Annotated in this window: 28 protein-coding genes and 2 pseudogenes; 16 read left to right on the forward strand and 14 right to left on the reverse strand. The window is 70.7% G+C overall.

The window, feature by feature from the left end:
* Positions 1–15 precede the first annotated feature (15 nt).
* The 3 genes from crtI to ACH4U7_RS26195 are packed head-to-tail and all read left to right on the forward strand — an operon-like array spanning position 16 to position 3631.
* Positions 16–1593 (forward strand): phytoene desaturase family protein, encoded by a 1578-nt coding sequence (gene crtI, locus ACH4U7_RS26185; RefSeq protein ID WP_398530286.1) that lies wholly within the window; start codon positions 16–18, stop codon positions 1591–1593.
* Entirely contained in the window at positions 1590–2624 is a 1035-nt protein-coding gene (locus ACH4U7_RS26190; protein WP_398530287.1) for a phytoene/squalene synthase family protein, read from the forward strand. The genes crtI and ACH4U7_RS26190 overlap by 4 nt, the downstream gene beginning before the upstream one ends.
* The gene (locus ACH4U7_RS26195; protein WP_398530288.1) at positions 2621–3631 is read left to right on the forward strand and encodes a DUF5914 domain-containing protein; all 1011 of its coding nucleotides are present in this window, start codon (positions 2621–2623) and stop codon (positions 3629–3631) included. Before ACH4U7_RS26190 ends, ACH4U7_RS26195 begins: the two co-directional genes overlap by 4 nt.
* Positions 3632–4039: 408 nt before the next feature.
* On the opposite strand, the pseudogene ACH4U7_RS26200 reads toward ACH4U7_RS26195, so the two are convergent.
* A pseudogene (locus ACH4U7_RS26200) lies at positions 4040–5357 on the reverse strand (hypothetical protein); the annotation flags it as partial.
* Positions 5358–5438: 81 nt separating this feature from the next.
* Here ACH4U7_RS26200 and ACH4U7_RS26205 point away from each other — a divergent pair.
* The 4 genes and pseudogenes from ACH4U7_RS26205 to ACH4U7_RS26220 all read left to right on the forward strand — a co-directional run.
* Positions 5439–5584: pseudogene (locus ACH4U7_RS26205) on the forward strand (DNA/RNA helicase domain-containing protein); the annotation flags it as partial.
* 206 nt (positions 5585–5790) lie between these two features.
* Positions 5791–6270, forward strand: coding sequence for a hypothetical protein (locus ACH4U7_RS26210; protein WP_398530289.1), 480 nt, complete (start codon positions 5791–5793; stop codon positions 6268–6270).
* A gap of 14 nt (positions 6271–6284) precedes the next feature.
* Positions 6285–7775, forward strand: a complete 1491-nt coding sequence (locus tag ACH4U7_RS26215) for a hypothetical protein (RefSeq protein ID WP_398530290.1) — start codon at positions 6285–6287, stop codon at positions 7773–7775.
* A 33-nt stretch (positions 7776–7808) separates the two neighbouring features.
* Complete coding sequence (locus tag ACH4U7_RS26220) at positions 7809–8390, forward strand: hypothetical protein (RefSeq protein ID WP_398530291.1); 582 nt, start codon at positions 7809–7811, stop codon at positions 8388–8390.
* A 25-nt stretch (positions 8391–8415) separates the two neighbouring features.
* Here ACH4U7_RS26220 and ACH4U7_RS26225 read toward each other — a convergent pair whose 3' ends face one another.
* Positions 8416–8655, reverse strand: coding sequence for a hypothetical protein (locus ACH4U7_RS26225; RefSeq protein ID WP_398530292.1), 240 nt, complete (start codon positions 8653–8655; stop codon positions 8416–8418).
* 714 nt (positions 8656–9369) lie between these two features.
* Here ACH4U7_RS26225 and ACH4U7_RS26230 point away from each other — a divergent pair.
* The 3 genes from ACH4U7_RS26230 to ACH4U7_RS26240 all read left to right on the forward strand — a co-directional run bounded on the left by ACH4U7_RS26230 (position 9370) and on the right by ACH4U7_RS26240 (position 11387).
* Positions 9370–10038 (forward strand): lytic polysaccharide monooxygenase, encoded by a 669-nt coding sequence (locus ACH4U7_RS26230; RefSeq protein ID WP_398530293.1) that lies wholly within the window; start codon positions 9370–9372, stop codon positions 10036–10038.
* 253 nt (positions 10039–10291) lie between these two features.
* Positions 10292–10744 (forward strand): RNA polymerase sigma factor, encoded by a 453-nt coding sequence (locus ACH4U7_RS26235; protein WP_398530649.1) that lies wholly within the window; start codon positions 10292–10294, stop codon positions 10742–10744.
* Position 10745: 1 nt separating this feature from the next.
* Positions 10746–11387 carry a hypothetical protein gene (locus ACH4U7_RS26240; RefSeq protein ID WP_398530294.1) on the forward strand — a complete coding sequence of 214 codons (642 nt, stop codon included), beginning with the start codon at positions 10746–10748 and terminating at the stop codon, positions 11385–11387.
* A gap of 367 nt (positions 11388–11754) precedes the next feature.
* Here the strand turns inward: ACH4U7_RS26240 and ACH4U7_RS26245 are convergent, their stop codons facing one another.
* The gene (locus ACH4U7_RS26245) at positions 11755–12183 is read right to left on the reverse strand and encodes a hypothetical protein (RefSeq protein WP_398530295.1); all 429 of its coding nucleotides are present in this window, start codon (positions 12181–12183) and stop codon (positions 11755–11757) included.
* A gap of 283 nt (positions 12184–12466) precedes the next feature.
* Between ACH4U7_RS26245 and ACH4U7_RS26250 the strand changes: the two genes are divergently transcribed.
* The 3 genes from ACH4U7_RS26250 (at position 12467) to ACH4U7_RS26260 (ending at position 13138) form a co-directional block, all read left to right on the forward strand.
* A complete protein-coding gene (locus tag ACH4U7_RS26250; protein WP_398530296.1) occupies positions 12467–12691 on the forward strand; it encodes a hypothetical protein in 225 nt (74 codons plus the stop codon).
* Between the two features lie 67 nt (positions 12692–12758).
* Entirely contained in the window at positions 12759–13016 is a 258-nt protein-coding gene (locus tag ACH4U7_RS26255) for a peptidase inhibitor family I36 protein (protein ID WP_398530650.1), read from the forward strand.
* On the forward strand, positions 13016–13138 hold the full coding sequence (locus tag ACH4U7_RS26260) for a hypothetical protein (protein WP_398530297.1): 123 nt from the start codon (positions 13016–13018) through the stop codon (positions 13136–13138). Before ACH4U7_RS26255 ends, ACH4U7_RS26260 begins: the two co-directional genes overlap by 1 nt.
* Positions 13139–13169: 31 nt before the next feature.
* Here ACH4U7_RS26260 and ACH4U7_RS26265 read toward each other — a convergent pair whose 3' ends face one another.
* The 4 genes from ACH4U7_RS26265 to ACH4U7_RS26280 all read right to left on the reverse strand — a co-directional run bounded on the left by ACH4U7_RS26265 (position 13170) and on the right by ACH4U7_RS26280 (position 16613).
* Complete coding sequence (locus ACH4U7_RS26265) at positions 13170–13631, reverse strand: hypothetical protein (protein WP_398530298.1); 462 nt, start codon at positions 13629–13631, stop codon at positions 13170–13172.
* Positions 13632–13668: 37 nt separating this feature from the next.
* Positions 13669–14061, reverse strand: a complete 393-nt coding sequence (locus ACH4U7_RS26270; protein ID WP_398530299.1) for a DUF427 domain-containing protein — start codon at positions 14059–14061, stop codon at positions 13669–13671.
* Between the two features lie 121 nt (positions 14062–14182).
* Positions 14183–15904, reverse strand: coding sequence for a PHP domain-containing protein (locus ACH4U7_RS26275; protein WP_398530300.1), 1722 nt, complete (start codon positions 15902–15904; stop codon positions 14183–14185).
* 154 nt (positions 15905–16058) lie between these two features.
* The gene (locus ACH4U7_RS26280; RefSeq protein WP_398530301.1) at positions 16059–16613 is read right to left on the reverse strand and encodes a MarR family winged helix-turn-helix transcriptional regulator; all 555 of its coding nucleotides are present in this window, start codon (positions 16611–16613) and stop codon (positions 16059–16061) included.
* Positions 16614–16797: 184 nt separating this feature from the next.
* On the opposite strand from ACH4U7_RS26280, the gene ACH4U7_RS26285 reads away from it, so the two are divergent.
* Positions 16798–19185 (forward strand): MFS transporter, encoded by a 2388-nt coding sequence (locus ACH4U7_RS26285; RefSeq protein WP_398530302.1) that lies wholly within the window; start codon positions 16798–16800, stop codon positions 19183–19185.
* A gap of 103 nt (positions 19186–19288) precedes the next feature.
* On the opposite strand, the gene ACH4U7_RS26290 is transcribed toward ACH4U7_RS26285, so the two are convergent.
* The 3 genes from ACH4U7_RS26290 to ACH4U7_RS26300 all read right to left on the reverse strand — a co-directional run bounded on the left by ACH4U7_RS26290 (position 19289) and on the right by ACH4U7_RS26300 (position 20636).
* Positions 19289–19555, reverse strand: a complete 267-nt coding sequence (locus ACH4U7_RS26290; protein ID WP_358628038.1) for a hypothetical protein — start codon at positions 19553–19555, stop codon at positions 19289–19291.
* A gap of 202 nt (positions 19556–19757) precedes the next feature.
* Positions 19758–20279, reverse strand: a complete 522-nt coding sequence (locus ACH4U7_RS26295) for a hypothetical protein (protein ID WP_398530303.1) — start codon at positions 20277–20279, stop codon at positions 19758–19760.
* A gap of 144 nt (positions 20280–20423) precedes the next feature.
* The gene (locus ACH4U7_RS26300) at positions 20424–20636 is read right to left on the reverse strand and encodes a hypothetical protein (protein WP_398530304.1); all 213 of its coding nucleotides are present in this window, start codon (positions 20634–20636) and stop codon (positions 20424–20426) included.
* Between the two features lie 165 nt (positions 20637–20801).
* On the opposite strand from ACH4U7_RS26300, the gene ACH4U7_RS26305 reads away from it, so the two are divergent.
* Together ACH4U7_RS26305 and ACH4U7_RS26310 are read left to right on the forward strand one after the other, a co-directional pair.
* On the forward strand, positions 20802–20978 hold the full coding sequence (locus ACH4U7_RS26305) for a hypothetical protein (RefSeq protein ID WP_398530651.1): 177 nt from the start codon (positions 20802–20804) through the stop codon (positions 20976–20978).
* Between the two features lie 144 nt (positions 20979–21122).
* A complete protein-coding gene (locus ACH4U7_RS26310) occupies positions 21123–21884 on the forward strand; it encodes a thioesterase II family protein (protein WP_398530305.1) in 762 nt (253 codons plus the stop codon).
* A 50-nt stretch (positions 21885–21934) separates the two neighbouring features.
* Here the strand turns inward: ACH4U7_RS26310 and ACH4U7_RS26315 are convergent, their stop codons facing one another.
* The 4 genes from ACH4U7_RS26315 to ACH4U7_RS26330 all read right to left on the reverse strand — a co-directional run bounded on the left by ACH4U7_RS26315 (position 21935) and on the right by ACH4U7_RS26330 (position 25302).
* On the reverse strand, positions 21935–23149 hold the full coding sequence (locus tag ACH4U7_RS26315) for an MFS transporter (RefSeq protein WP_398530306.1): 1215 nt from the start codon (positions 23147–23149) through the stop codon (positions 21935–21937).
* 122 nt (positions 23150–23271) lie between these two features.
* A complete protein-coding gene (locus ACH4U7_RS26320) occupies positions 23272–23784 on the reverse strand; it encodes a GNAT family N-acetyltransferase (RefSeq protein WP_398530307.1) in 513 nt (170 codons plus the stop codon).
* Positions 23785–23836: 52 nt separating this feature from the next.
* Positions 23837–24436, reverse strand: coding sequence for a GyrI-like domain-containing protein (locus tag ACH4U7_RS26325; RefSeq protein WP_398530308.1), 600 nt, complete (start codon positions 24434–24436; stop codon positions 23837–23839).
* Positions 24433–25302 carry a MerR family transcriptional regulator gene (locus ACH4U7_RS26330; RefSeq protein ID WP_398530309.1) on the reverse strand — a complete coding sequence of 290 codons (870 nt, stop codon included), beginning with the start codon at positions 25300–25302 and terminating at the stop codon, positions 24433–24435. Before ACH4U7_RS26330 ends, ACH4U7_RS26325 begins: the two co-directional genes overlap by 4 nt.
* Positions 25303–25335: the final 33 nt, after the last annotated feature.

Consider the following 25335-nt stretch of genomic DNA (forward strand, 5'->3'; position numbering starts at 1 on the left):
GCCGGAGGGAGGCCGGTGACCAGGGCGCTGAAAGGACCGACCGATCACGTGGTGGTCGTCGGCGCCGGACTGGCCGGCCTCTCCGCCGCGCTGCACCTGCTCGGCGCAGGACGCCGGGTCACCGTCGTCGAACGCGCCGCCGGGCCCGGCGGTCGCGCCGGCCGGATGGTCCGCGGCGGCTACCACATCGACACCGGCCCCACCGTGCTGACCATGCCCGAGATCGCCGACGAGGCGTTCGACGCGGTCGGGGCCTCACTGCGCGACCGCGTCGAACTGATCCCTCTGCACCCGGCCTACCGGGCGTCCTTCGCCGACGGCAGCACCCTCGACGTGCACACCGACGCCGACGCGATGGAGGCGGAGGTGGAACGCTTCGCCGGGCCCGCCGAGGCGGCCGGCTACCGCCGGCTGCGTCACTGGCTGACCGAGCTGTACCGCGCCGAACGGCACCGGTTCCTCGACGCCGACTTCGACTCCCCCTGGCAGCTGCTCGGCCCCGACCTGGTCCGGCTGGCCGCGCTCGGCGGCTTCGGCCGCTGGGAGACCGGTGTCGCCCGCCACCTGCGCGACGAGCGGCTGCGCCGCGTCTTCACCTTCCAGGCGCTGTACGCGGGCGTGCCCCCGGCACGCGCCCTGGCCGCCTACGCGGTGATCGCCTACATGGACACCGTCGCCGGGGTGTATTTTCCGCGCGGCGGTATGCACGCCCTGCCGCGGGCCATGGCCGAGGCCGCCGAAGCGGCCGGGGCCGTCGTCCACTACGGACGGCCGGTCACCCGGCTGGAACGCTCCGGTGAGCGCATCACCGCCGTGATCACCGGCCAGGAGCGGATCCCCTGCGACGCCGTCGTCCTCACCCCCGACCTGCCGGTGGTCTACCGCCTCCTCGGCCGCACCCCGCGCCGTCCGCTGCGGCTGCGGCACGCCCCGTCGGCGGTCGTCCTGCACGCGGGCTGCGACCGCACCTGGCCGCAACTGGCCCACCACACCCTGTCCTTCGGCCACGCCTGGCGGCGCACCTTCGACGAACTCACCCGCACCGGCGTGCTGATGCGCGATCCCTCCCTGCTGATCACCCGTCCCACCGCCACCGACCCCGCCCTGGCCCCGCCTGGCCGCCATCTGCACTACGTCCTGGCGCCGTGTCCCCACACCGGCATCGGCCCCGGCCCCGCCGACTGGCGCGACCTCGGTCCCCGCTACCGCGACGCGCTGCTGTACGAGCTGGAACGCCGGGGACTCGACGGCATCGCCGCGGCGATCGAAGAGGAGTGCCTGGTGACACCCGCCGACTGGACAGAGCAAGGGCACGCCGCGGGCACGCCGTTCTCCGCCGCGCACACCTTCGCCCAGACCGGCCCCTTCCGCCCACGCAACCTGGTGCGCGGCACCGCCAACGCCGTCCTCGCCGGCTGCGGCACCACGCCGGGCGTCGGCGTGCCGCCCGTCCTGCTGTCGGGAAAGCTTGCCGCCGCCCGTATCACCGGCGCGCGCCGCACGACCGCCGCCCCGGTGACCCACCAGGTAACCCACCCGGTAACCCACCCGGCGGCCCGGACCCGGCCCCACCCGGAAGGAGCTCGTCCATGACCGGCCGGGAACTGGACGCCGCGGGCATCACCGAGCCGGACCTGCGCGCCGCCTACACCCGCTGCCGGGAGCTGAACGCCCGGCACGGCCGTACCTACTTCCTCGCCACCCGCCTGCTCACCCCCGACCGGCGTCCCGCCGTGCACGCCCTGTACGGCTTCGCCCGCTGGGCCGACGACATCGTCGACTCGCTCGACAGCGCCGCAGGCCCGAAGGACCGCGCCCGCGCCCTGGACAGGCTGGACGACGACCTCGCCCATGGCCTGGCCGGCGGCGCCGGAGCCGAGCCGGTGGTGCGGGCGCTCGCCGACACCGCACGCCGTCACGCCATCGACCACCGCCACTTCGCCGACTTCCTCGCCGCCATGCGCAGCGACCTGACGGTCACCTCGTACGCCACCTACGCCGACCTGCGCGGCTACATGCACGGCTCCGCGGCCGTGATCGGCCTGGAGATGCTGCCCGTGCTCGGCACCGTGACCCCCCGGGAGGAGGCCGCGCCCCACGCCGCCGAACTCGGCGTCGCCTTCCAGCTCACCAACTTCCTGCGAGACGTGGGAGAGGACCTCGACCGAGGCCGCGTCTACCTCCCGCGGGACCTCCTGAACGCCCACGGCGTTCACCGCGAGCTGCTGCGCCACTGCCGGGACACCGGCCGCGTCGACCGCCGGGTCACGGCGGCGTTGAGGGAGTTCGAGGACCTCACCCGTGCCGCCTACCGGCGGGCCGCGCCCGGCGTCGGCATGCTCGATCCGGTCTCCCGGCCCTGCATCCGCACGGCGTTCGTCCTGTACGGCGGCATCCTGGACGCCGTCGCCGCCACCGGGTACGCCGTGCTGCACCGCCGCGCCGTGGTGCCCCGGTGGCGGCGGGCCCTGGTCGCCGCGGACGGTCTGCTGCGGGTGGCGGCCGCCCGCGTGGCCGCCCGGCGCGCCCCCGGCGGGGCGGGCGTACCCCTCGAACCGGCGGCTTCCGGTGCCCGCGCCCACCCCCCTGCCCGGCCGCACCCCAGTCACAAGGAGGTCGCGTGAAGCCCGCCCGGCCGTCCCTGTCCAAGCGTCTGCCGCTGACCCTGCGCCGCGACCCGGTCGCCTGGGAGCGTCAGCGACCCACCTGGCGCGAAGCCCGGCCCACCCTGATCGCCGACGCCCTCAAAAGGGCCCAGGCCCGCCCCACCGGCAACTGGTACGTCGTCGGAGCCTCCCGTGAACTGCGGCCCGACCGGCCGCTGGCCCGCACCGTCGCCGGCCGCGAGGCGGTGCTGTGGCGGGACGCCGAAGGGCGCCTCGTGGCCGGGCCGGGAAGCTGCCCGCACCTCGGCGCCCCGCTGCGCGACAGCCCCGTGCGCTGCGGCACCCTGGTGTGCCACTGGCACGGACTGGCCCTGAGCGGAACGCCGTTCGCCGGCTGGGAGCCGTGGCCGGCGCACGACGACGGGGTGCTGGTCTGGGTACGGCTGGACCAGGTCGGGGCGGAGGAGCCCACCGCCCGTCCGGCGGTGCCGAGGCGACCGGCGGCGGCCGGGGCGCTGACCGCCGTGTACACCACCGTGGGCGTCTGCGAGCCGGACGATGTCGTCGCCAACCGCCTCGACCCCTGGCACGGGGCCTGGTTCCACCCCTACTCCTTCGTCGACCTCACCGTGGCCCGGACCCCCGGGCGGGCTGACGAGAGCGACTCCTTCACCGTGGACGTGTCCTTCAGGGCCGCCGGGCGGGTGGTCGTCCCGGTGCGCGCGGTCTTCACGGCGCCCGGACCCCGCACCGTCGTGATGCGGATCATCGAGGGCGAGGGGCAGGGCTCCGTCGTGGAGACGCACGCCACCCCGCTCGGGCCGGACGCCCTGGGACGGCCTCGCACGGCAGTGGTGGAGGCCGTCGTCGCCACGTCCGAACGGCCGGGCTTCGCCGTGGCCCGTCGCGCCGCCCCGCTGCTGCGCCCCCTGATACGCGCTGCCGCCGGCCGGCTGTGGCGCGACGACCTCGCCTACGCGGAGCGCCGCTGGGCCCTGCGCTCCTCGGGTGGTTTCCCCGGCTGACCGACGCCCTGGTGGCGCCCACCGCGCGACCCATGATGTCGGGGGCAGCCACGACGAGCTTGGCCCGGTGTCCTCCAGCGGCTTCTCCAGACACTGCCCGGCGTTGACCAGGATCACGTTCAACTCCCGGAACGCGACAGGGGCCGCGAGAGGCGGCCCCTGCCACGGCGGGCGAGCGCCGATCGTCTACGTGCCCGCGCGATTCACCGGGACGGCCGTCTCGATCACCAGCTCACCACCCATCAGTGGCCCGCTTTGTCCCCAATTACTGGGTCCTTCGCCGGGCACTCGAGCCTGCGAGAAGCGCCTCACTACAGCAGTCGGCCCATGCCATACGACGATTCCCAACCGGCCGTTGTACGCCACCTCCGGTCGTGCGGGAGCGGGGTTCGGGGGCCGGTTGTGGGTTCACAGGCCGTGCTGGTCGAGGAGCCGCATGAGGTTGCGTTTGCGTCTCTGGTCGGCGCGCAGGGCGGTGCGGTACGTGGTGAACTCGTCCTGGGTACCCAGGCGGCGGTGGCAGTCGCGGATGCTGAGCAGCAGGCTGGTCAGCTGCTCGTAGACCGCGTTGCCCGTCTGCTTCGTGAGGGGTTCGGTCAGGCGCCGGTAGACGCGGAGGGCGTCGGCGGGGCGGGTGGGGCGGGCCTGGTCGGCGAGGGTGAGCCACTGCCGGTCGTCGGCACCGGTCCCGGTGGCGACCTGCCATGCCGCGTCAGTGTCCTTGTCGTCGAGCAGGGCATCGATCAGGGCCGGGCCGCCGTACCGAGAGTGCTGTTGCCGCTCCGCGTCGGTACGCAGCAGAGCCAGCGCTCCCTCACGCTCGGCCGGCCAGCAGCCCGCGGCCCTGGCGGCGGCTCGCAGTTGCTGGTACGCGAGCAGGGTGCGGCGGGCGCCGAAGTGGTCACGGCGCAGGGCGACGGCATCGGGGAGCCGGTCCGCCTGCGTGTAGCGGTCGCAGAGGTAGTCAACGAGGGCGGTGTCGACGGCGGCGAGGTCGCGGGCGGCCTGGATGCCGCGTTCCGCCCAGCGCAGGGCCTCGTCGGGGCGCCGGGCCGTGTCCAGCTCGTGGGCGATGACCAGGTGCGTGTGTCCGTTCGGTGCCAGGTCGGCCGCATGCACGGCGATCACCGCGTCGACATCACCTCCCGCCTTGGCCAGACGCTCCATCAGGTACTTCTCCGCCCAGCCGCGGCGGTTGCCCCGCCACGCCTCGACCGCCAGCTTCCGCAGGACGGCCATCCCCTCTTCGCCGAGGACGTCCTCGTAGTCGAGCGGATCGATGTCCGTCCGCACCGACCTGCCCGAGCCAGCCGTCCGAGTCGTCGACGCTCTCCACCGCGTCGGCCAGCAGCTTCATCGCCTCCCGCGCCAGGGTGATCGCATCATCGGCCCGGCCCGAACCGGTGAGCGCGCCGATCGCGGACACCGCCTGCCCGGCCTGGTCGGCGTAGGCGCGGGCGTCGGCGTACTCGACGCACCCGTACTGCGCGAACGGTGAGATGTCCAGCAGATCGCGGATACGGGCCCGGACCGCGGCGAGGTCCCCGCGAGCGCTCGCGGCCCTCAGCTCCAAGCGGCGGCGCAACTGCGGGTCCTCGGCGATCTGTTCACGTACGAGGGCGAGCAATGCCTCCTTGGACAGGCCGGACAACCAGCCGTCAAGGTCCTTCGCACGGTCCCGGGCCGCCTTCCGCTGCCGCGGCAGGCTCGCCCGCTGGGCGAGCACAGGCCCAAGCCAACCGGTCCGCATAGCGCGCAGGCCGAACGCCGAGGCACCTGGGCAGGACGCCGCTGGATGCGGGGTCGGGCCGACAACAAGGAAGTCATCGTCGTCATCGGTGGGCCCGGCAGCGGGAGGAGCGTTATCGCCCTGTCCCTTCTCGGCGAGCTCTACCGCAGGGGCGGTCCGCGCTGCACGCCACCGGGTCGGCGTCCTTCACCAAGACGGCGCGCCCCGGGTACTTGAAGATCACCCACAGGCACCGCGGCCCCATCGGATGCGTCCCCCGGCAGAGGACACGCTTGGGCCGGTTCGAGTCGAATCAGCGGCAACGAGTGGGAACCGCCCAGCCAGCCCTTGGCGTGTTCCTGACTGACCGCATCAATAGTTTGCTAACGTGATGATAAGGAGTCGAAACAGCCGAATCCGGGGGGTAAGGATGACATTCGACAGCGAATGGGCGGAGCTCGTATCCGCCGCGAAGGACCAGCAGTCGGCTGGAATGCGACTGAATCAGGCCAAGGCAGGTCCGGGCGGCTCCGGGGCGAATCACGATCTTGTCGTCCACCAAGACGATCTCGGCGCGGTCGGGCATGAAGCTTTCGAGTTGCATGGGGAGCTGCACAAGAAGGCCGACATCGCCGGCGCGGGCATCGACAAGAGCGGGGCGGGCTCCACCGCCCAGGCAGCCAGAGAGTTTTCGGCGCGTCAGCTCACCATGGGGGATGAGCTGTTCACGACGCTCGAGGTCTGGGGCACGCAGGTCAAGACGGTCCTGCAGATGTGCGCACACATCTCGAACCACCTCGATTATTCGAAGAAGGCTCACGCGAAAGACGACGCGGAGATCGCGGCTTCACTGCGCCACCGGAACGGTTCAGCGGTGTCGGCCTCCGAGATATCCAAGTACGTGAAATAACGGGGGCACAGATCATGGGAAAGTTCTCGTACTCGGATCTCATCTCGTTGGATCTGGGAAAATTGGGCACCGCGGTCAGCGACTGGAAGACCATGGTCGGCGATCTGGACAAGCTCAGGACCAGCGTTTATAGCGGTTTGGTGCAGAAATCCGACGCAGCGCGGTGGCAGGGCGTCAACGCGGGGGTCACCAAGGACTTCGTGCGCAGTACAGCCAAGGAGTTCCTCGATCTGCACGCCGAGGCACAGAGCATCTACAACGTCCTCCAGGACGCGCACACCGAGCTGACGGGCGTCCAGAAGCGGGCCAAGTCGCTGACCGAGGAGGCCCGCCGGGGGGACCCGTCGAGGGAGCCTCCAGATCCCGGTCTGGTCGCGTCGGACGGGGGCAATGGCACGGTGAAGGTGCAGATGGCGAACATGTGCACAACGAAGGACACCCCGCAGCGCACCCTGGACTTGATGAAGTGGTACGCCGACACGCTCACCGGTCTCGTGTCACACGCCTCGGAGATCGACGCGGCCGTTACGCGCGCGCTGCGGAAGAGCCACGGTGGCGACCCCTACAACGCGGGCCACGCCACATACACATCACTCGACGAGGAGCAGGTGCCCCGTGCCACGCAGCTGGCCTCGCTCGGCAAGGACGCGAACGACAAACAACGGGCCGAGTTGCGGAGGCTGTGGCAGTCGCTGAGCCCTGAAGCGCGGGCCGAGCTGTGGAAGGGGCACAAGGACGATCTGCTGGCGGCGGGACTGCTGAGTCCTACGGTCAAGCGGGCGGCGCCGGACCCGGGGTCGGGGCCGCACGGTGCCGAGTCCCCCGGCGCGGCGGAGCGGCGGACCAGGGAGAAGATGAACCTGCTGGCCGAGGGCGCCGACTGGCGGGGGATGAATGACGCCTCGCGCCATATGGCGCACTACCTGGGCAACAGCGGCGATCCCATGAAGCTTCCGGTGGACAAGATGATGTGGGACGACGAGGGATTCAGAAGCCACATCGATCAGAGCATCAGGCAGAACCAGAGCGAATGGCGCAAGCAGGCGCTGGAGGAGTTCAAAAGAAACGGCGGCCAGCCGGTCGCCATCCCCGTGGAGAGCAAGAACCGCGACTACAGCTTTGATCAGGGCACGGACCCGAACTGGTTTTACGCGGTGGGCTCGACCAGATCGAATGTCACCGGGGTGGTCACGGTCGTGCCGGACGCCGACGGCCAGCCCAAGGTCGGCCTCGACTACCAGGTCAACGCCTGGGACCGCTACAACTGGGACGAGGGCAAGGGGGTGAGCATCGGACCGATCGACGTCCCCGACGGACAGCCGGCCCGCCTGCACAAGACAGGTCTCGCCCAGGAGTTCGACATGTCGGGCAGCAGCTCGGTCAAGCACTACGATCTGGGCGGATCGGTCCCGAACAATGAGCCGCTCCCGGGCCCCGATGAGCCGGGGCGCGAGGGCGGACGTACGGACCCCGGACGGGAGCAGCAGGACGCCAATGGTCGTTGAGCACCACCCATCGGAACCCATCGGGAGCCAGCAGTGCGCCGCCGACTTCTCGTTGCTGGAGTAGTGGTTCTCGCGGTCGTCGTCTCGGCCGTCGTCGCGTTCGCCTTCGTCACGGAGGACACACTGTCCGACCAGGCGGAGCAGGACAGGAAGTGCTGCTGGAAGCGTGGCGCCACGCCCCGCTGGATGAGCGAGACGATGGGCCTCCGGATCCCGGCGGCGGCCGCGGACGGGCGGGCCGGGTACAAGACGAGCTCGCGCTACGACATCGGGATCCTGGCCTTCACGCTGCCCAGCCGGGAGGCGGACGCGTACCTCTCCCGGCTGGTCCCGGAGGACGAGGAGATGGTCGCCAACCTCCATCCGGAGCAGAAGGGGTACGAACCGATGGCGCCCTTCGCGCATCTGGGGCTCCCGGAGCCGGAGACCCTGGTCAAAGGCATGCGGCGGATCGGTTTCTGCCCGGACGGGCTCACCTCCCCCGAGGGGAAGCGTCTTCGCTACTGCGTCGACCTCTTCGCCCATGAGTTCACACCGGGCAGCACGCGCGTCTACGTCCGGTCGACGATCGAACCTGGTGTGACGCCGCCGGCCCCGACCGGTCCCGGTGCATGAGGGGCTGGTTCATGGATTCATTTCCTTACGATATTCGGCCCCATTCGGCCCCGGACAACTGGTGCACGACGAAGTTCATGTGCTGCGTGTGACCGACCCGGATCCATGTCTCGGCATTGCCCGAGCCGTCCGGACCGTCGCCGTACGCACAGGCGTGCAGCCGGCGTTCTCCCCCGCTGAGCGCGTTCCCGTCGGTCCCGTCGGTCCCGTCGGTGCAGTCGGTGCCGTCGGTGCCGTCGGTGCCGCGGAATGCGCCGGGCTCCACGATCCAGCAGGCCATGGCGCGGACCCGGGCAGCGCGGTCGCACTGGATGACGCGGGTGGGCTGGGCTGGGACCGGCGTCCAGTATGAGGTCGAGCCACGAGGACGGCAGGCACAGCCGGTCGCTCAGGTTCAGGAGATCCGTCAAGAGGAGCCGGTCCGGCGGATCGTCGAGCAAGACGCGTATACCGAGGCCGAGGCCGCGTCCGCCGAGGGAGGCGAGGTCGGCGACATAGCGGTGATGCGCAGGGTCCCGCTCCGGGCCGGTGACCAGCCGCAGCCGACTCCTGGTCGCCCCCTGTCACCCCATCCGTGGAGCGACTGTCCACAGCGGCGCGATTCTCCGGCGTACGCCGAACTCCAGTCGCGCGTATGCGTCCCAGGCGTCCCGTCGTGCCGGAACGACCGGCACATAGATCGGCTCGACCATCGCGGTTCCCCCTTCGGTCCCGCTGCGCCGCCCCTGGTTGAAGGGTGAAGGGAGACGGTCGGTGCTGAAAGAACGCGATTCCGGCCACTGATCACGTCTTGTCCTGGTGATCAAGGGCGCCCGCCCCGGGCGATCACGATGCCGCCTGGGTGCACCAGGCCGACCAGCCTCGCTGGCGAACCATATGTTTCACTCCCGTGCCGCCGGGCACCCTCACCGCAATGGGAGCGCTCCCATCTACTCCCGTTGCCCATCGGCGCAATCCCCCCACGGACGATGGAGATCGCATGAATTGTCATGATCACAGCAATCTCTTACGCTGGGCGCTCCGCGCCCTCGGCTTGCTGTCCGCCACGCTGCTCACCCTGATCCCGTGGACCGGCACCGCCTCCGCCCACGGGTCGGTCATCGACCCCGCGTCCCGCAACTACGGCTGCTGGCTGCGCTGGGCGGACGACTTTCAGAACCCTGAGATGGCACAGAAAGACCCCATGTGCTGGCAGGCATGGCAGGACAACCCGAACGCCATGTGGAACTGGAACGGCCTGTACCGCAACGGCTCCGCCGGCAACTTCCCGGCGGTCGTCCCCGACGGCCAGCTGTGCAGCGGCGGGCACACCGAAGGCAACCGCTACAACTCGCTGGACACCGTGGGCGCATGGCAGACGACGAACATCGGCAACAAGTTCACGGTGAAGCTGTACGACCAGGCCAGCCATGGCGCGGACTACTTCCTGGTCTATGTCAGCCGCCAAGGCTATGACCCCACCACGCAGCCGCTGAAGTGGAGCGATCTGCAGCAGGTGGCCAAGACCGGCAAGTACGGCCCCAGCCAGAACTACTCGATCGACGTCAGCACCTCGGGCTACACCGGGCGCCACGTCGTCTACACGATCTGGCAGGCCTCGCACATGGACCAGACGTACTTCCTGTGCAGTGACGTGAACTTCAGCTGAGCCACCCGCCAGCGGCAGCACGAAGGGCGGCCCGCCGAGAGTCTGGCGGGCCGCTTTGGCTTGCGGCCGCTGAGGAGCGTCCGCCCCGAGGGCGGCACGGCCCTGCTTCCCCGGTGAACGTTTCCCGGCGTTGCTGCGTCATCAGGGAAACGAGGAGGGACCGCGGATGGCCGGATGGCGCAAGGCAAGATCGGTCAGCCCCGACGAGTCGTCGCCGCTGACCGAGCCGGAGTACGTCCAGCGGGTGCGCGCGATGCTCGTCCTGGGTGGTGTGCCCTGGGACCAACTCGACGACGGGGTTCAGCAAGTCAGGCTGAAACTGCTGGAGGAGCAGGCCAAGCCGGAACAGCCGGAGATCCGCGAACCAATGGCATGGCTCACGGCGGTCGCATCCCGGGTCGCGGTCGACTGGCACCGGGCCAGGACCAGGGACGCGGGCCTGCGCGAGCGGCTGGCCGCACGCTGGTCTCGGCGTCCTCCGCCGGAGCATCCCGAAGAGCATCGCGTCCTCGCGCTGACGGTGTCCCGTGGGCTGGAAGGGCTGTCAGCCGTGCAGCGGCAGGTGCTGACCCTGCGTTACTACGCGGATCTGCCTGTGCGCGATATCGCGGCGCTGCTGGACGTGCCGGAGGGCACCGTCAAAAGCCGACTTCACAGCGCCGTCGCCGCGCTGCGGACACAACTCCACGACATGGAGGTGTTCTGAGATGGCCGACACCACTGATGTGACAGAGCTGACGGAATCGGAAGAGAACGATCTGCGGCTGGCAATGCGAATGATCGGCGAGGAGGCCGGCCGAGCCGACGTACCGCTACGACCCGCTCCTCGCACCATGTGGTGGCGACGCCGAGGCATGGTCGGGGGTGTCCTCGTGGCCGGGGCGGCACTGAGCGTCGGAGTGCTGGTCTTCTGGCTGGTGGATGGCCGCTCGGTCCGGTCCTCCGGCATCACCGACGACGACCAGGGCCTGACGAACGCCGAATGGGTCGCCTGTGCCCGGATGGCCGCCGAGGGCGAGGTGGTCTCGGTACGTGACGCCTCGCAGCCCCATCAGGTCGTCGTGACCTTCGCCGTGCAGGACTGGATCAAACCCGCACAGGGAGCCAACCAGATCGAAATCAACACCGTCGACCCCGAGTGGCTGGAGGAAAAGCCCTTCATGGCGGGCCAACATCTGCTGATCGTGGACGCGGGCCGTGCCGACGGCGAGGTCAACTACTACCGCGGCCGCCACGTCAAGTACGAGCGAGAGCTGTTCAAGCGCGAACTTCCCAAGGCGGCGAAGACGGACTGTCCCGCCTTCTGGCGGGACATGGACGACGACGGCGCTGTGCCGCCGGACGTCTGACCGGTACTGATGCGAGCCAAGAAGTCGTACGGCCTGCGCCGGGCGGACCGCCCGCGTCCCTTCCCCCACGCTCATGCGCGCCGCGACGGCCCGTCAAAGCGCGCGGCTCAACCAATGAGGCGGTGCGCCACCGGCACCACGGCCCCGGCAGCGAAGAGCCCCGCGATCACAACGGCCGGCCAGGGCTCCCCCAAGGCCGCCGTCAGCCCCGCTATCAGCGCGCCGACGAACCCGGCTGTCAAGAAAACGATGGCTGCGTGGTCAGTGATCAACCGCGGGTCATCACCCCTGGCGTCGCGACGCTCTCCGTCCCCCTGATCACCCCCACCCTGAGGACCAGTATTCGCGCTCATTATTCTCTTTTTCCTCAGTCTTCCTCTGCCGTTGAGGACGACTTGCGCAGCGACTGGAGCCGGGCTCCCGTCGCGTCCACGATCCAAAAAGACCAGCCATTCCGATGTGGTGCGACGTCCGGGTTGTATGCCTGCAAAACGGCGGTCGCCGCCCCGCTGGGGGACTTGTAGCGCCCCTGGGCCGGCCCGGAGGGAATGACCAGGGCCTCCGACGCCGGGTCGTACTCCCCCGGCACCTTGTGCCCCGCGTACCGCGCATGCACCGCCACCATCCCCGGCTCCACGCTCACCCCCACACTTGGGGAGGTCTCAGGCACCGACTGCTCCTCCGACGCCTCGAAGTGCTGCAACAGCCGAAGCACGACCCCCTCCCCGTCCACCCCCCAAGCACGCTTCAGAAGCGCCACTTTCATGCTCGCTTCCCCGCCGAGCCGGATGTCCATATCCGCCCCCTTCTCCCAGATCAATCCGACAAGACGGAATCATACGCTCAGATTCAGCATTCCCGCCAGCATCTCTGGAGAATTTCTGTGCTTCTGAGGCAAGAGGGCAACGGTCGCTGCTCACTGCGTGACGGGCCTCCCGCTACGAGTGCGCGGAGGGAGGGACGTTAGCGGGACGTTAGTGGAGCGTTAGTCGGGCGGCAGTGGCACGGCAGCGGGCGGGATCAATGTGGTTGTCGTACCGATCAGACCTCTCCGACGCCCGCCCCTCAGGAGATCCGCCATGCGACCCCTCACCCTCGCCGAATGCCGCGCCCACGCCGTGCAGATCACCGCCGTCGCCCTGACCACGGTGGCCGCGCTGACCGTGGTCGTCTGCGGGAGTGTGGACGGTACGGGGCTGCGTACGGAGGGGAACGCGGACCACAGTCGTGGGACGCAGACGGTCACCGTCGACCCCGTCCGGGCCTCGCTCGTTGCTGACACCACCCAACCCATGGGGCGGTAGGGGCCGTTGCTACGGTGTCGTGCGCATGATCACGAGTTCTCGTAACAACTGAAGGAGGAACTTCGTGATGCGACGGGGAATGCGGTCGGCGCTGGCGTCGGTGGGGGCGGTCGCGGCGGGCGCGGTGCTGCTGGGGACGGTTACGGCTACCACGGCCGAGGCGGCGTCGGCCAGTGCGTGGTATTGCCAGAAGGGCTACTTCTGCTCGTACAAGAAGGACAACGGCGGGGGGAACGAGGTGTGGCTCACGAAGGCGAACCACGCCACGCTCCCGGCCGACTGGGACAAGAAGATCAAGTCGATGTGGAACGACACGGGCAAGTAGTGTGCATCTACACCGAGCCGCGCTACCGGGGCAGGCACCAGAAGCTGCTGCCCCATGTCCGCTACGGCGCGAACACCACGATCCGTTCGTTCAAGTTCGTCGGGTCGTCCGCGGCCTGCTAGCAGCCTGCCGGCGATTGAGGCGCCCCGTGCGTCATCCTTGCGGGCACGGGGCGCCCGGCGCGAAGCGGTTCGGGGAGCAGGTGACCAGCGCCAGGGACAGGAATGACGTCCGGCCGACGTAGAAGCCGACGGACACATCGCCCCCGTGCGTCAGCGTGTCCGCGGCCGTGGCGACCAGGCGGGACAGCCGGGCCGTGTCCGCCTCCTGCTGGGAGTGGAAGCCCGGGGCGTGTTCGGTGAGCTGTCTGCCCAGCCAGGCGGCGGCGTCCTTGGGCTCCTCGAAGGTCTCGCGGATGAGGCGGGGGGCCTTGAGCAGCCAGTGTGCGGTCTCCGTCGGGGGCAGCTCCGAGCGTCTGAAGGCGTCGACCTGCTGGCGGTGGTGCTCCTGGTCCTCCGGGGTGACCGGGGGCCTGGGGCGGTCCGGTAGGCGGCGGAGTACGTCCCGGTCGAACAGCTCCTTCTCGCCCAGCCAGGAATACGCGTGGATGTGCACGCGACAGCTGTTCCCGCCGTCGCGCCATCCGTTTCTCTCAGTCGGCCTCCTTCACCGAGATGTCGGCAACGGTGTCGTAGAACGACAGGTGGTCCTTGATCTCGGCCACGGAGTCGAGCGGGTCCGGGTAGGCCCACACCACATCGGGCCGCGGGCCGCTGCCGCCCTCCGTGCCCAGATACGTCCAGTACGCCGCCTCGCCCTTGAACGGGCAGGTGGTGTGCGTATCGGTCGGCTCGAAGAGGGACAGGTTCACGTCCTGCGGGGGCAGGTAGTAGCGGACGGGCAGGCCGGTCTCGAAGAGGAGCAGCGGGCGGCGCGACTCCGCGACGACCCGGCCGTCGATCGTGACCGTGACGTGCTGGGTGCCGCGGGTCACCTCCACGCGGTGGCCTGTGCCTTTGCCGGTGCCGGGGTGCTGGGTCGTCATGCGGGATCCTCCTGCGGTGGGCGTTCCGAGCGGTTCCTCATTTTCCGAGCGGTTCTTCATGTACCGAGCGGTTCCTCATCTACGTCAACGCAGACCCCGGGCCGGCGATTCCGCCCCTCCCTCAGCTCTCCGTGACCTCGATGAAGATCGGGTTCGTGTAGCACCAGGTGTCCGCCCACGGGTCGCCGTCGCCCGGCTTGTGCGGGATCGGGCCGTGCGGGTCCACGGTCGCGCCCAGCAGGCCCGTGCCGTGGCGGTTGCCGTCGCTGCCGCGGAGCCGGAGGTAGCCGGACTCCTCGGCCCTGGCCAGGGGGATCCGCAGGGTGTACGTACCGGTGCGGCCGGATACGTCCGCGGTGTGTACGACGCGGGTGTCCGGGGCGCGCCATGCGTCGCGGTCGCGCGCCGGGCCGCGGACCGCGCCGCGGATCACGTCGAGGTGGGCCAGGCGCGGCAGGACACCGTGGAAGTTGGGGCGGGAGGCGGTGGTGACCGTGACCGTCAGGGTCAGCCGCTCGCCGCGGCGGACCCGGAGCCGGCCGCCCAGGGTGACCCCGCGGCCCCTGCCGCCCTGGCCGTCACGGTCGTCCCGGTCGTCGCTCTCGCGGTGCAGCCGTACGTCCAGGGCGTCGATCAGCTGCCCGTGGTCCACCCACACCCGCCCGGCCCGCAGCCCGGCCATCACCTGCCGGTAGCCGTACGCCGTCACGCCCACATGCGTACGGCTGAACTGCCCCGGCCAGAAGTCGCTGCCCGGCTGCTCCTTGTCGGTGTTGACCGGGTCGGGCAGCCTGCCCGTGTTGTCGAAGTTCTGGCCGGGCTGCCAGTCGCCGTTGCGCCAGGTGTCGTGGACGGTCCGGTGGTTGTCGGAGTTCGTGGTGATCGAGAACAGCCGGCCCTCGGACAGCATCGCGTCCCACAGCCCGCCCACCGTCGCGGTCATCCAGTCGAAGCCGCCGTACGTGACGTATGCCTCGGCCGGGTAGCCGGGCCAGGACTGGGCGGACGGCTTGTTCTCGTACTCCCCGCGGACGGCGGTGGGGCCGCCCCACCCCGGCAGAGCCGCGCCCTGGGCGCCCGGGGCGCCCTCCGCACCGATCATGACCTCGGGCGCGGCGTCCCGCCAGGCCCGCAGCTCGTGCGGGGAGTCGATGCCCAGCCGCAGCGGGTGGTTGGCGAGGACCAGCACATCGTCGACGTAACCGCTCTTGCGCTGCTCGGCGAGCCACTTGATGCCCGCGACCGCCAGCGCCTCGTTCTCGGCGGTGCTGTCGGTACGGCCCAGCAGCTTGCCGTCGTAGCGGAGCTCGAAGGTGCGCAGCAGATCGGCCTCGTGGGGGCCGGGCGGCGAGAAGACGGTGCCGTGCTCGGCTCCCGGGATGTACCACTCCAGGCCCTGGAAGATCAGCATCCGCGGGTTCTCGGCGCGGGCCTTCAGGACGTCGTCGTGTTCGGCGAGCGCCCCGCCCGCGTTGGCATGGCCGAAGTTGCTGTGCTCGGTGAAGACCATCCAGTCCAGGCCGAACTGCGCGGCACGCTGGGCCTGCTGGGACGCGGTGTACTTCGCGTCGTGGCTGTAGACCGAGTGCACATGGTGGTCGCCTACCAGATAGACGAGGTCCGGGTCGCCGGCCGCGCCGCCGTCGGTGGTTGTCGCGGGCGCCTCGGCGGCCGACGCCGCCGTGGGCGCCAGCGCCATGCCGCCCGCGAAGCCCGCGCCGTACAGGCCCGCGCGGCGCAGCAGCCCGCGCCGTGAGACGCCCTGCGCGTCCAGCGAGCGGGCCGGCACCTCGGGGTCGGCCCAGCGGGGGAGGGACGGAAGCGGTTCGGTCGGGCGTGGCATTGGCGCATCTCCTCGTTCGGGCCGGTCCGTTCCGTTCCGGGCCGGTGCCGGGTGACCGTACGAGGGGGTGGCCACGGGCGCCCCAGCGGCGGGCGTACGGGGGGTGAACAACCCCCGGGGCCCCGGCCACGGGGCCTTGAGCCCGCGCGGCGTGCTACGTGTCCTGCGCGTTCTCCGGGCGCGGCCACGTACGTCCCTCGTCCGCCTCCACCTCGCGGTTGAACCGCGTCAGCGCGTCCTCGAACCGCCTCACCTCCTCGGGCGTCCAGCCCGTCAGCACCCGCTCCAGCTTCGCGCGGCGGCGCTCCCGGTCGGCGGCCAGGCGCTCGGCGCCGAGGGTGGTGGCGCGCAGTTTGCGGGCGAGGCCGCCCTTCGGGTCCGGGATGCGTTCGAGCAGGCCCGCGCGGAGCAGGGCGCCTGTCTGCCGGTTGACGGTCGAGACGTCGAGGCCCAAGGCGTCGGCGAGTTGGCCGATGGACAACGCGCCCTCGGTGTCCAGGAAGGAGAGGAGGAAGTACGCGGAGCGGTCCAGGCGGGCCCCCGAGCACTGGCCGGTCTGGTCGGTCTGGTCGGTCTGGTCGGTCTGCGTCTGGGTGGTCTGACTGCCGGGTTGGTTGCCCGTCTGGCCGGCCTGGCCCTTGCGGTCCCTCGGCGTCAGCAGATTGCACCTGGCGACCAGCATCAGCTCGCGTTCCAGCTTCTCCAGCACGCTTCCTCCTCGTCTCCCAGCCGCTCGTCCCGGGAAATGTGCACGATACACATCGTGTGTAGGATGCACATCTCATCATTCCTTATGCCTTTCATATCGAAGGTCATCCGGTCATTCACCAGCACACCCACCCGGAGGCGGCAGCCGTATGTCCCCGTCAGCTCCAGCAGCCCGCGTCGAGCCCTTGAGCTCGGCGCCGCCCGGCCAGAAGCAGCTCCCGCGCGAGGTGGGCGCCGGCTTCGTGGCCGTGCTCGCGTTCTGCGGTATCGCCGTCTCGGTGATGCAGACGCTGGTCGTGCCGCTGGTGACCGAGCTGCCGCAGCTGCTGCACACCTCCAGCTCCAACGCCTCCTGGGTGATCACCGCCACCCTCCTCGCGGGCGCCGTGTCCACCCCGGTCATGGGGCGGCTCGGCGATATGTTCGGCAAGCGCAGGATGCTGGTGGTGGCCCTCGGGCTGCTGGTCGTCGGCTCGCTGGTGTGTGCCGTCACCTCCGACCTGGTGGTCATGGTGATCGGCCGGACCATCCAGGGCGGTGCGATGGGCGCGATACCGCTCGGCATCAGCATCATGCGCGACGAGCTGCCGCCCAAGAAGCTGGGCTCCGCGATGGCCCTGATGAGCTCGTCGCTGGGCATCGGCGGCGCGTTCGGCCTCCCGGCCGCCGCGTTCGTCGCCCAGCACACCAACTGGCATGTGCTGTTCTACGGCGCCGCCGGGCTCGGTGTGCTCGCGCTCGCCCTCGTGCTGATCGTCGTGCCCGAGTCGACCGTACGGACCCCCAGCCGCTTCGACGCCATCGGCGCGATCGGGCTCTCGGCCGGTCTGGTCTGTCTGCTGCTGCCCATCACCAAGGGCGGCGACTGGGGCTGGTCCAGCGGCACCACCCTCGGGCTGTTCGGCGCGTCCGCGCTGATCCTGCTGGTCTGGGGGTTCGTGGAGCTGCGGACCGCCGAGCCGCTGGTGGACCTGCGGACCACCGCGCGCCGTCAGGTGCTGCTGACGAACCTCGCCTCGATCATGGTCGGGTTCTCCTTCTACGCGATGTCGCTGATCCTCCCCCAGCTGCTGGAGCTGCCGAAGGCCACCGGCTACGGCCTCGGCCAGTCCATGGTCATGGCGGGTCTGTACGTCGCGCCGATGGGCGTGGCGATGATGCTGGTCTCGCCGCTGTCCGCGCGGATCAACGCCACGAGCGGGCCGAAGGTCTCGTTGCTCCTGGGGCTGATCGTGATCGGCGCCACGTACGGCAGCGGCATCGTGATGATGGACCACGTCTGGCAGGTCGTCGTGCTCTCGACCGGGCTCGGCGTCGGCGTCGGGATCGCTTACTCGGCGATGCCGACCCTGATCATCAGCGCCGTACCGGCCGCCGAGACGGGCGCGGCGAACGGGCTGAACACCCTGATGCGGTCCATCGGCATGTCCACCTCCAGCGCGGTGGTCGGGGTGATCCTCGCGCACCAGACCACGAACTTCGGGCCGCTCGCGCTGCCCAACACGGACGGGTTCAAGATCTCGTTCGCCGTCGCGTGCGGGGCCGCCGCCCTGGGTCTGCTGATCACCCTGTTCCTGCCCAACCGGCGCCGTACGCCCCTGACGGGCCAGCCTCAGACGGGCCAGGCACAGACGGGCCAGGCACAGACGGGCCAGGCACAGACGGGCCAGGCGCCGGCCGACCAGGAAGCGGCTCCGGCCACCCCGGCGGCCCTGGCGGCCCAGCCCGTGGCGGCGGCCGAGGCCGCTGAGCCCGCCCCGGCCGCTGAGCCCGCCCCGGCCGCTGAGCCCCTTGCCGGCGGCGGCGGTGTCCAGGGCCGGGTGCTCGGGTCCGGCGACGTCCCGCTTGCGGGTGCCGCCGTCACCCTCATCGACAACACCGGCCGCCAGCTCGGCCGTACGGTCAGCGGTCCGGACGGCCGGTACTCCCTGGCCGCCCCCGACGCCGGCAGCTTCGTCCTGATCGGCTCGGCCCCTGGCCACCAGCCGCAGGCGGCCACGCTGCTGCTGTCCGACGCCCCCGTCACCTGTGATGTGCGGCTGGCCGGAGGCGGCGGGCCCACCGGGACCGTACGGACCTTCGGCGGCGAGCCGCTGGCCGGGGCGACGGCCATCGCGATCAGCCCCGACGGTGCGGTCGCCGCCACGGCCACCGCCGACGAGAAGGGCGACTTCGCGCTGCCCGAGCTCACCCCCGGCTCGTACACGCTGACCATCAGCGCCGAGGGCCACCGTCCGCACGCCGCACAGCTGGAGATCACCGGCACCGGGCAGCCCCCGCGGATCGACGCCGAGCTGCGGCCCGCGGCCAAGGTCCGCGGCACCGTACGCGCCCACGGCGGGCGGCCGGTGGAGGACGCGCGGGTGGCGCTGCTGGACTCGGCGGGCGACGTGGTCGGGCAGTGTGTGACCGGCGCGGACGGGGCGTTCCACTTCGAGGGGCTGACCGACGAGCACTACACGGTGGTCGCCAGCGGTTACGCACCGGCGACCATGCCGGTCACGCTCGGTGGTGCCAAGGGCTCCGGGGGCTCCGAGGCGCGGAACGTCGACTTCTTGCTGAGCCACGGCTGAGTCAAAGGAAGCCAGTCCTGCTCTCTGGTCCTGCTCCGGTACCAAACCCGGTACTGGAGCAGGGCGAGGGCGCTGGCAGCGAGCGCGCGCCCCTGGAATGCTCCTATTCCTCCATGGCGCCCTCCTCATCCGGAAGGCTCTCCTCCTCCGGGAGGCTCTCCCATGCCTCCCCCCTCCTGAACAGCTCGTACCCGTCCTCCTCCGCGATCGTCTCCGCCTCGGCGCGGCTGTGGAGGGGGACCTCATAGGTGTGGCTGTTGACCGTCGCGTGGACGCCTTCGCCGTCGGTGATCGTTTCGATCGCGTGCGTCTCGTAGATGACGCGCCCCGGCTCAGCCGTGCTCCAGACCACGTGCATGCTCACTGCCATCGGACACTCCGGAAGGACGAGCCCCCTGGTATCAGGGTCTCACCTGCCGACCTGGTCTTCACCGACTTCCGGCGCACCACCCGGAGCCCGGACCATTGGGGCAGCACCTAAGACTTGTTCCGCAATTCACCAGGGGGTGAGCTGCGGGTCGCAGCCGGGGTGGCGTCCGGGCTTTCCGGCGTGGTCACGCACGGGGCGTGTCTCATCCGGGGTCGCTCGGGGCCGCCTTCCGGCAGTTCGGTGAGCAGAGTGTGGCAGCGGCCGGGGCTGCGAGGAAGTGTTCCACCCGCGCCCGCTGCCCAGGCCCCTGCGGGATACGCACGGGCAGTACGAGATCACCGGCGTTGCTGTCGGGGCCGCCCGCGAAGACGACGGCCAGGGGGCCGGTGTGGTCCCACCAGGTGGCCTTCCGCATCCCTGGCTTGCCCGAAGCGGTCACCTTCCCCGTGGGCACGGTGCCGGCCGGGAGGGTCGGCTTCGGTATCCGCCGGGGCTGCTGCACCTCGTGCTGTCCACCCGAGGTGTAGGCCATGGCATGGCCGTGGAGAGTGCCGACGAGACGGAAGGTCTCCCACTTGTTGGCGGTGGTGTGGGAGCGGGCGCGGCCTGGGATGCGGGTGAAGTCGTACCAGCGGCCGGTCTTCGGGCGCCCGAAGCGGTGGCCGGTGGCGTCGGGAAACAGGTGCCGTTGTACGCCGTTCCACACCTCGTCGGCCATGTGCATCGCCAGAGCCTTCGAGGCGTGGTTCTTGAGATGCCCCGCCCTCTCCAAGTGCCGGTAGGCGCAGCGCTCCAACGCCTCACGGGACAGGCCGGGGCGCTGGCGTACGGCCTTCGCGCCCTGCTCGTTCCGCTCGTGGTACGCGGCCTAGTAGGTGTCCAACTTGTTGCGGGCGTCGCGCTGGAGGGCCCGTTTGATGTTCCACATCGCGCCGAACAGCTTGTTCAGCCGGTCGAGGTCGCCCGTGTCGGTGACGGTGAGCGGCAGCACCATCACCGACACCATCCCGTCGCCGGCCTTGGTCCACTTCGGGGCCTTGTTCTTCCCCCGGAACTTCCCCGCCGTCCGAGCAACCTGCACAACCGTCACCCCCCTCGGCATCACCACGGCTCCAGACCAACCTGGAGAGCACCTCGCACGCACACGCGAACTGCGCACACATTCACCAATCCCCGCGACGTCTCGTACGCACGTACGCATGTAGCGCCCGACGGGTGGCGGCACGACTCAAGGTGACCGTCTTTCATCACCAGCAAGACCAAGAGCACGGCGTTTGCCAAGCGGCGGGCCAAGGTGGAACACGCCATCGCCCGCCTCAAGGACTTCCAGGTACTACGCCAGCACCGCAGGCGCGGAAGGCACTTCAACGACACCGCCCGCGCCATCGCCGTCCTCCACAACCTCAAGATCGACTACCGTTGAATTGCGGAACATCTCTTAGACCCTTGGCCGACGCAAGCTCGGAAACAGGCGTCTGTGCAAGGGTATTGACGAAAGGATGTTGACGACGGGCCGGGACCGCACCTTCCCCAGGAACCGGCAGGGGTAGAGGAAGGAAGCACGACGATGACGAGCATCGCTGCGGATGCCGAAACGTGGATCAGGCGGTACGAGAAGTCCCCGGACAGCGCGTTACGGCTGGTGTGCCTGCCGTACGCCGGCGGGTCGGCCAGCTACTTCTTCCCGGTGGCGAAGGCGCTGGCGCCCTCGATCGAGGTGCTCGCCATCCAGTACCCCGGGCGCCAGGACCGACACCGTGAGCCCTGCATCGACGACATCGGCAAGCTCGCCGACGCCGTCGTCGGGGCGCTGGAGGGGCTGGACGACAAGCCGCTCGCGCTGTTCGGCCACAGCATGGGCGCCACGCTGTCGTACGAGGTGGCGCTTCGGCTGGAGAAGCGGAAGGTGATGCCCGTCCGGCTGTTCGTCTCCGGGCGGCGGGCGCCGTCCCGGGTCCGGGAGGAGTCCGTGCATCAGCGGGACGACGCGGGGGTGCTGGAAGAGCTGCGCATGCTGAACGGCACGAACGGCGAGGTGCTGGAGAACGAGGAGCTGCTGCGGATGGCGCTCCCGGCGATCCGCGGCGACTACCGGGCCATCGAGTCGTACCGCTGCGAGCCGGGGCGGCGGATCAGCTGCCCGATCACCGCGCTGACGGGGGATGCCGACCCGAGGGCGTCGGTCGACGAAGTGCGCGACTGGGAGAAGCACACCACCGCGGAGATGGAGCTCACCGTGCTCAGCGGCGGGCACTTCTTCCTCAATGACCATGTGCCTCAGGTCCTCAAGATCATCTCGGAGCGGCTGCTGCCGGCGACCCGCTCCTGAGCATGACGATGCCGCGGGCCCGGGGCATCGTCGTGCCCCGGGCCTCCCTTTCAGCGCCGATGTGCGACCGCGACATTCACCAGCGCCAGTACCGCGAGCGCGCCCCCGAACCACATCACACTCGACACCGCGATCCCGTCCGCCGCCCGCCCGCCGAGCAGCGCGCCCAGGGATATCGCCACGTTGAACACCCCGACGAACAGCGCCGAGGCCGCCTCCCGCGCATCCGGCTCCGGCACCGCCTGGAGCACCCACGTCTGCGAGGTGACCGACACCCCTCCGTACGCCAGTCCCCACAGCATCAGCAGCACCGTGGCCCCCGGCGTCGTCCCGCCGGCCACCGGCATCAGCAACACCGCGGCCGCGAGCAGGGCGAAGATGACCATGAGGGTGCGGCGCGGATCGCGGTGGGCGGTGGCGCCGGCCAGGAAGTTCCCGGCGATGCCCGCCACGCCGTAGGCGAGCAGCAGCGTGCTGATCAGCCCCGCCCCGACCGCCGAGCCCTCCTCCAGCACCGGGCGTACGTAGGTGTACGCGCCGAAGTGCCCGGTCACCAGCAGCAGGGTCGTGATCAGGCCGGTGCGCAGCCGGGCGTTGCGGAACAGGCCGGGAACCTCGCCCAGCCGGATCGCGCGGTCGGCGGGCAGCGGCGGCAGCGTGACGGCCAGCGCGGCCGCGACGGCCAGCGAGAGCGCCCCCACCACCGCGAACGCGACGCGCCAGTGCACCACATCGCCGATGAGCGTCCCGACCGGCACGCCCACGACCGACGCCACCGCGATGCCGCTGAAGACGACCGACGTGGCGTGGCCGACGGACTTCTCCGGCACCAGTCTGGCCGCCAGCCCCGCCGCGATGGACCACACGCCGCCGATGCTCACCCCCACCAGAATCCGGGCGACCAGCAGAACGGCGAAGCCGGGCGCGAGCGCCGACAGCAGGTTGGCGGCGGCCAGCAGCCCCATCAGGCCGATGAGCAGCAGCCGCCGGTCGAGCCCGCCGACGGTGGCGGCCAGGAGGGGCGCCGCGACGGCGGCGACGAGGCCGGGCACGGTCATGGCCAGGCCGGCCGTACCGGCCGAGACCCCGAGCGCGGAGCCGACCGAGGTGAGCAGGCCGACCGGCAGCATCTCGGTGGTGACGACCGCGAAGGTGCCGACCGCCACGGCGGCGACGGCGAGCCAGTTTCCGAGCGGCGAGCGCACGGATCCGGCCCCGGACCCGGATTTGCCTGCCGGGGTGGTGAGTTCCGTGGTATTGGACATGTCTCAAGCGAACAGCCCGGATCGGCCGGGAACAACGGCCTTTCCTTCAGGCTTCGATGAGCAGGCTTCGATGAGCAGCCCTCGGCCCTCTCAACCCCCGCTCAGCCCTCAGCTGGGAACCGTCAGCGCACCTCGCGCCGCATGCAGACCCGCGGCCACCGGTCAAGACCGTGCGCCGCCTCGCTCTGCCGGATCTCCCGGAGTCCGGGGGTCAGTTCGTCCTCCCCCAGGGTCCGGAACCCGCACCGCGCCGCGTAGTACGGGGCGTTCCATGCCACATCGACGAACGTGGTCAGCGTCAGCGCCGACGCCCCCTCGGCCGCCGCCCGCCCCGCCGCATGCTCGATCAGCGCCCGGCCCACGCCGCGCCGCGCGCTGTCGGGGTGCACGGAGACCTGCTCAATATGCATGTTCCCGTCCACCGGGTCGGTGATCAGATACGCCACGGCCCGGTTCTCGCCGTTCGCCGCGACCCAGGCCCGCCCGGCGCGCTGGTACGTCCCCAGCTCGTCCAGGCTCAGCGGCTCGTCGTCGGCGATCTCGTCCATGCCGATGTCCCGGAAGCACAGGCCCGCGGCCCGCTCGATGTCCTGAAGGACGGGAAGCTCTTCGATGGTGCTCAGTCTTATCCGCACGCGCCCATCATCCACGCGACCACCAGCTATGCGCCCATCAGCTACGTGCCCATCAGCTACGCGCCGGGCGCACCGGCTGCCGCAGAATCGTGTGCATCTTCGCCGGATCGCTCTCGCGGACGTCGGAGAGATATATCTCGTGGTGCAACCCTGCCCGCTCCAGGCCCTGCTCGGTCATGTACTCGTCCAGCAGGGCCAAAGAGGCGGGCTCGTCGGCGTAGTGGCCATGGTGGGTCAGCTGCACGCACTGCCCCTCGGTGAAGGTGACCAACTGGACCCGGTCCACCGCGAGGCCCGACGGCCGGGCGTCCTCGCGCGCCCGGTCGGCCGCGGCCGGATCCAGGTCGTCCGGCAGCCGCAGGAACAGGTGCCAGCGCCACTGGTCGCGCGGCACCTCCAGATACGGGCGCGGGTCCTCCACCCACCAGCGGCCCTCCAACGGCGCCGCGTGGGGCGAGGGCAGCGCGCCGGCGACGGCGTACAGGGCCGAGACGCAGCTGCCGTACTCGTCCCCGCCCGGTTCGCCCTGCCCGGTCACCCCCAGGCCGTGGACCGGCCCGAACGTCACGAGCTCGGGCTTGTCGGCGGCCGTGTACCAGGCGTCCGGGCGGTTCATCGCGTCCAGGTCGCTCATCGCGTCCAGGTCGTTCATGGTGTCTCCTCCAGAGGGATCAGCAGCTGGGTGATCAACTGGTCGGGGGCCGTGACGGCGGGGTCGTTGAGGTAGAGCTCCCGGATGGGCCCGGTGGGCGCATGGCCGCGTTCGACGCACCAGGCCACCAGCGCGTGGCCGGTGAGGGAGATCTGGTCGTACGGGCCCGTGTGGGTCGCACAGGCGAACGTGCCGCCGGGGAGCAGGTCCGCCGTGGTGCCCGGCGGGGCCGGGCGGCCCTCCGGGAGCGCGGCCGTGATGGTGATGGGGATGTACTCGCCCAGGTCGACGGGGAAGAGCCCGACCAGCCGAAGCCCCTCCCCCGACAGCCCCTGCAGCCCCTGCAGCCCCTGCGGCCCCTGCGCTCCCCGCTCCCCTTGTTCCCCGTGCTCCCCCGCCGCCAGCAGCGCCAGCAGCCTGCCCACACACGCCCCCGTGACCCGCCCGATGTCCTCGGGCGAGTCGGCCACATCGCGGACGACGGCCACCCGCTGCGGCTCCTCCCGCCGCAGGGTCACCTCGGCGGTGGGCAGGCCGACGGCCAGGATGCGCTCCAGGGCGGCGAGGGCCCGGCGGCGCCGGGCGAGCTCGTCGTCCAGCCGGTCGCGTACGTCGCCCAGGGCGCGGGCGGGATCCTGCCCGGAGAGCACGTCCTTGATGGCGGCCAGCGGTACGTCCAGCGAGCGCAACAGGCCGATGGACATGGCGTCCCGGGCCTGATCAGCACGGTAGTAGCGGTATCCGGTGTCGGGGTCCACCCGGGCGGGTGGCAGCAGGCCGAGTTCGGCGTAGTGGCGCAGCTGTTTGACGCTGAGCCGTACGAGACGGGCGAACTGGCCGATGGACAGGGGGTCGTCGTCGTTCACGCGCCCCAGCATGGCCTCTCCCACGGGGGGAGA

Origin of the sequence: Streptomyces sp. NPDC020845 (genome assembly GCF_044334165.1) — a bacterium.
Classification (GTDB): Bacteria; Actinomycetota; Actinomycetes; order Streptomycetales; family Streptomycetaceae; genus Streptomyces.